Source organism: Anoxybacillus sp. J5B_2022 (assembly GCF_026847645.1).
Taxonomy (GTDB): domain Bacteria; phylum Bacillota; class Bacilli; order Bacillales; family Anoxybacillaceae; genus Anoxybacteroides.
Window position 1 is genome coordinate 1 of record NZ_JAPSMC010000102.1, and the last position, 5,330, is coordinate 5,330.

The 5,330-nt window shown below is 40.2% G+C and carries 5 protein-coding genes and 2 pseudogenes; 6 read left to right on the top strand and 1 reads right to left on the bottom strand.

Going from position 1 to position 5,330, the window contains the following annotated elements; translation table 11 throughout:
* The 6 genes and pseudogenes from M4I42_RS16240 to M4I42_RS16265 form a co-directional block, all read left to right on the top strand.
* Nucleotides 1–801 (top strand): asparaginase (locus M4I42_RS16240; protein ID WP_268853100.1); only part of this gene is annotated, 801 nt, incomplete at its 5' end.
* Nucleotides 801–962 carry a hypothetical protein gene (locus tag M4I42_RS16245; RefSeq protein ID WP_268853104.1) on the top strand — a complete coding sequence of 54 codons (162 nt, stop codon included), beginning with the start codon at nt 801–803 and terminating at the stop codon, nt 960–962. The genes M4I42_RS16240 and M4I42_RS16245, both read left to right, overlap by 1 nt.
* Nucleotides 910–1,133: pseudogene (locus M4I42_RS16250) on the top strand (malic enzyme-like NAD(P)-binding protein); the annotation flags it as partial. The gene M4I42_RS16245 and the pseudogene M4I42_RS16250, both read left to right, overlap by 53 nt.
* Before the next feature lie 114 nt (nt 1,134–1,247).
* Nucleotides 1,248–1,385, top strand: a pseudogene (locus M4I42_RS16255) (ATP-binding protein); the annotation flags it as partial.
* 101 nt (nt 1,386–1,486) lie between these two features.
* Entirely contained in the window at nt 1,487–2,362 is an 876-nt protein-coding gene (locus tag M4I42_RS16260; protein WP_268853101.1) for an Rpn family recombination-promoting nuclease/putative transposase, read from the top strand.
* A gap of 125 nt (nt 2,363–2,487) precedes the next feature.
* On the top strand, nt 2,488–3,009 hold the full coding sequence (locus M4I42_RS16265) for a hypothetical protein (protein WP_268853102.1): 522 nt from the start codon (nt 2,488–2,490) through the stop codon (nt 3,007–3,009).
* A gap of 685 nt (nt 3,010–3,694) precedes the next feature.
* Here the strand turns inward: M4I42_RS16265 and M4I42_RS16270 are convergent.
* Complete coding sequence (locus tag M4I42_RS16270) at nt 3,695–4,789, bottom strand: glycerol dehydrogenase (protein ID WP_268853103.1); 1,095 nt, start codon at nt 4,787–4,789, stop codon at nt 3,695–3,697.
* Nucleotides 4,790–5,330 lie beyond the last annotated feature (541 nt).

Here is a 5,330-nt window from a genome sequence, read left to right on the forward strand (position 1 = left end):
AACTACGATAACTATGACGGTTTCGTGATTACGCATGGGACGGATACGATGGCCTATACTGCGGCTGCGTTATCATATATGCTTCAAAACAGCCAAAAACCGATTGTGTTAACTGGCTCACAAGTGCCGATCGGTTTTCCGAAGACGGATGCGAAAAAAAATATACGCGATGCGCTCCGTTTTGCGTGTGAAGACGTCGGAGGGGTGTTTGTCGTCTTCGATGGGCGCGTCATTTTAGGAACGAGAGCAGTCAAAATGCGGACGAAAAGTTATGACGCATTTGAAAGCATTAACCATCCGTACGTCGCCTATATTCACGGGGAAACGATTCATTATCAATACGAGCTACAAAAGCCAAATGGGCACGTGCAGTTTGACCCGTCGCTTTGCCCAGACGTGTTTTTATTGAAGCTTCATCCAGGGACAAAACCAGAAATATTCGATTACATTCGCCATTTATATCGCGGTGTGATTATTGAAAGTTTTGGAAGCGGGGGCGTGCCGTTTCAAGGGCGTAATTTATTGCCGAAAATGAAGGAACTGATCGACGATGGCATGGCGGTTGTTATTACGACGCAATGTTTAGAAGAAGGAGAAGATTTAACATTATATGAAGTTGGGCGGAAAGTGGCGCAAAACACAGTTATTTTATCAGGGGATATGAATACGGAAGCGATCGTACCGAAACTGATGTGGGCGTTAGGAAAAACGAGCAATTTGATGGAAATTAAAAACATGATGGAAACGCCAATCGCCAATGACATTACGCCAAAACAAGAAGAAAGTTGGGATGCGAAATGATGCAAACAAAAGCAGTACGAATCGAACAAGATTTGCTCGGCGAAAAAGAAATTCCGTACGATGCGTATTACGGCATTCAAACGATGCGTGCGGCGGAAAACTTTCCGATGTTTCCCTGGCATTTTCCGCGGAGCGTTGGACTGCCGCGCCATCGAAATTAACGAAGAAATGAAACTTGCCGCGGCCCAAGCGATCGCCTCTGTCGTCACCGACGAAGAATTAAGCGAACAAGCGTCTTTAACAACAAAGTCGCCGAACGCGTGCGCGAAGCCGTCATGAAAGCGGCATACAAAACAGGCGTTGCCCGTAAAGACGATATGATGTTTCGATAAAAACATGGCGCAATGACGCCATATTTTTTGTTAACCTTTTCCGCCCATATCACGCCTTTCTTATTTACGAGGAAGCGCAAGAAAGCCCCTTTAGACATTGGGATGAATTGCAACACGACAAAGTCATCGGGGACAGGCTTAGGGCTGACGATCGTGAAACGAATTATTGAAAACCATGGCGGAACGATTGCGCTTCACGACAGTTCGGAGAAAGGAACGACGTTTGTTATCAGCTTGCCGATTAGGCGATAAAAAGCCAGCTCGCTAGGAGTTGGCTTTTTATTATGACATGCAGGAAAAGAGATGATATTGTCGAATAAAACCATCGAAACCATTGTATGTGAGGTAAATGTATGCCGATTGACCACGATCGTTTGTTTAAAGAGTTGATCCAAACGTTTTTTGAGGAGTTTATCGTTCTCTTTTTTCCAACGATGCATGAGCATATCGACTTTCGCCACGTATCGTTTTTATCGGAGGAGTTGTTTACCGATGTAACGGCAGGGGAGAAATACCGCGTTGATTTGTTGGTCGAAACGAAATTAAAAGGAGAGGATAGCCTCATTATTGTCCATATCGAAAACCAAAGCTACGTCCAACCGTCGTTCCCTGAACGCATGTTTATTTATTTTAGCCGTTTGTTTGAAAAATACCGTAAACATATTGTACCGATTGCTGTATTTAGCTACGATCCGATCCGCGACGAACGATCTACATTTATGATCCACTTTCCTTTTGGCAAAGTCCTCGATTTTCATTTTTTCACTGTGGAACTTCGGAAACAAAACTGGCGCAACTACATCCGCCAAGACAACCCGATCGCCGCTGCATTGTTAAGCAAGATGGGTTATACTGAAAGTGAACGGGTAGAACTGAAAAAACAATTTTTACGCATGCTTGTCCGAATGGAATTAGACGAAGCGAAACAACGGTTATTGTTTGGCTTTTTTGAAACATATGTGAAATTATCAGACGAAGAAGAACGAAGACTGCGAAGCGAGGTGAATGAAATGGAGACGAAAGAAAAAGAACAAGTGATGGAGTTGATTATTTCGTATGAACAAAAGGCGTTGGAAAAGGGAAGAGAAGAAGGGATAGAACAAGGAATCAAACAAGGGATGAAGCACCTTGTACAAACGATGGCCAAAAAAGGGATGAGTGTAGAAGATATCGCAAACATCACAGACCTTGCGGAAGATGAAGTGCGTGAGTTGTTAGAAAAGGAATAAGTAATTTGCGCATAATTTCACAACCGTCGTCGACCTCCAATCTTGCAAAAACCCCGAGGGATCGACGACAATTTGTTTTTTGCAACTTTTTTAGACGTATCATTGACACTATAGTGAAATATGGCATGGTGTTAAACTCAAGTTTACATCAAGCGGTAGAAAAACTAAAAGAAAATAACAATTTGGATATAATTGACTCCACACAAGATAATCGTTTCTTTAAAAATGATAAGGAGTTGTGGTTCATACCGACTTTCCTTGCTAAAAACTTACCTTCTTTAATAAGAAAATGGAAGTCACCATTTCCGGTTGCCTACTTCTTTGTTAGAGAAGAAAAGAAACTTCGACTTATATTAGAGGTAGGTCCTATCCAAGATGGGCAAATACGTCTACAGCTTTTAAATGAAATTGTGAAACATAACAGCCAGCTTTTTTCAGCTAAAAGCTCTGCATTAACAAATGTAAACGGCACATTTACAAGAATACGACACTTGAGTATTGATATAACGGATTGGAATGATATTGATTATTTAAGTGAACGTATTAATGATTTTCTTGTTAACGATTTCAAATATGATGAAGTAAACAAAGTTTTGATGGATATCCTGCAAAATTATGATTCAAGTAAAATAGGTCAGCAAATATAAGGAATAGAGCGGCGTACCGGATAGAATCATAGTGAATTTCTTGAACGGTGCCAGGCACTGTTCGTAAGGAAGGATTGAATGAATCCATTGGCAAGGATATAATGATGGAAACATTAAACATTTTCAATTCAAATATGTTACGAAAATAAAATAGAACAAAACTAAACAACGTCAACTAGAAACAGGAGGAGAGCCTTGTCAACTACCCCCACTTAGCTAACGCTTGAAGTGAGGGCTTGCAACTCCCCAGAAGTGCAAACGGACTTCGTCCTCCTTCCTTGACTTGGGGTTGCATCAGGGGCAGGTTGACGACTACCCAACGACGCAGGTCATGCCTGCATCGTTACCGATTCTCTCGGTGTGTCTGTTGGCAGTACTTGGCTTCCACACACAACAGACGGACCTACGCTCGATGTTTTACGGTTACAACGTTTCCTGTAACCAACTCCATACATCGAGTAGCAGTTATTGGAGTGCCTTTATTGAACGGTTTTTTCCACGCCTTTATTATATCATACACAAAAGAAGGGGGGAACGCGCATTCCTCTCCCACTTACTCCCTTTGGTCGTTGAAGTGGGAGTCTCCTGCGCGAAATAGGATGAAAGTATATTTCGATTTTTTATCGGTGGTTAAAAAATAGGAAAATAGATTTTTGTTTTACTGTGAGATCGATTAGTTTTCCACTCATTTAACAAATCGTTTTCCAATGCTGTCTGCTGCTAAAATGGCGGCATAAACATCATCTGGCGTTACTTTAAACGGCATGTTGTGAATAGTTTCATTTTCAGCACAGGCCGCTTCAGCAACTTTTCGTATTTTGGCCTCAACATCTTCTTTAACTCCCATTTGTTCAAGAGTTACAGGAAGACCTAGTTCAATATTTAAACGGACCATTTTTTCAATTTCTTCCATAGGGCGGTTTTCAAGCACTAATTGGGAAAGTGTACCAAAGGCCACTTTTTCTCCATGATATAGATGGTGAACGTCCTCTAAAACAGTGAAGCCGTTATGAATCGCATGAGCAGCTGCGAGCCCACCGCTTTCAAAACCGATCCCACTTAAATACGTATTGGCTTCCACAACATTTTCAACAGCCTTTGTAACGGTTTTTCTTTGAACTGCGAGATATGCACTAACTCCTTCTTCAAAGAGGATTTTTTGACATAACTCAGCTAGTCCGATCGCTGATTTCGTTATATTTCCTCCAGCCATTGGAATTGCATCTGCTTCGTAACATGCTCTGGCTTCAACATATGTAGCTAAAGCATCCCCAATTCCAGCTGCAAGGAGTCTGGCAGGTGCATTTGCTACAATTTGTGTATCAACCAATACGATGTCAGGGTTTTTAGGGAGGACAAGATACTCCTCAAATACACCATCCTCTGTATAAATGACAGATAATGCACTACATGGTGCGTCTGTAGAAGCAATTGTAGGAACGACTACAGTCGGCAGATTCGTATAGTAACCCAATGCTTTAACGGTATCTAAAGTTTTTCCGCCTCCGACCCCAACAACAACATCAATCTTGTTTTCAATAACGATATTTTTGAGTCGATTAATTTCCTGTTTTGAACATTCTCCTCGAAAAGTTGCAAAGGTAATGGTGCTGTTGCTATTTGAGAAGCTTTCTTCAATGGTCGCTTTTGTAATTTTTTGAACAAACTCATCAGCAATAAACAAAAAGGAACTTCCTAAATGACCAATATGTTTGTGAATATTAATTAGTTCGCCTTTCCCTTGAATATATTTGTTCGGTGAAATCAAAATTCTTGCCATATTAAGCCCTCCATATTTTTTAGAATTTTGTGAATAGTCCTTACATTCTTATAATACCATTGTAAAAATGAAAAATCAATTAATATGGGAAACATTTCACAAATATGTAAGATTTTTTATGAATTGTTGTTAGGATATCATTTGTGTACATTTGTTTTGATGATGTATAAAATTTTGTGTAAAGCATTTTGCTAGACCAAAAGAAAAAAGGTGGGGTATTCTCTGATTGGACGAAAAACATTCCAGAGAAAGGAGAACCCTACCTATGTCTAAAAGTATATCGAATATCGACTGGGCAAATTAAAGAAGAAAGTGAATTGGAATGTAAAAATGGTTAGTTAAATGCATATTCTTCGATGAATACCGGTTCGGCAAAGAAAAATGCTATCTTGCTGAAATCGATGACAACAAAGAGCCGACTTGACTTTAGTTCCAAACCTCATACATGGAAGAGAATGCAGAGACAGGAAGGGGAATAAAATCAATTGATTAAATAAAAAAGGAGAGACATTTTTTGAATATAGTCCCATTATTGTTATTA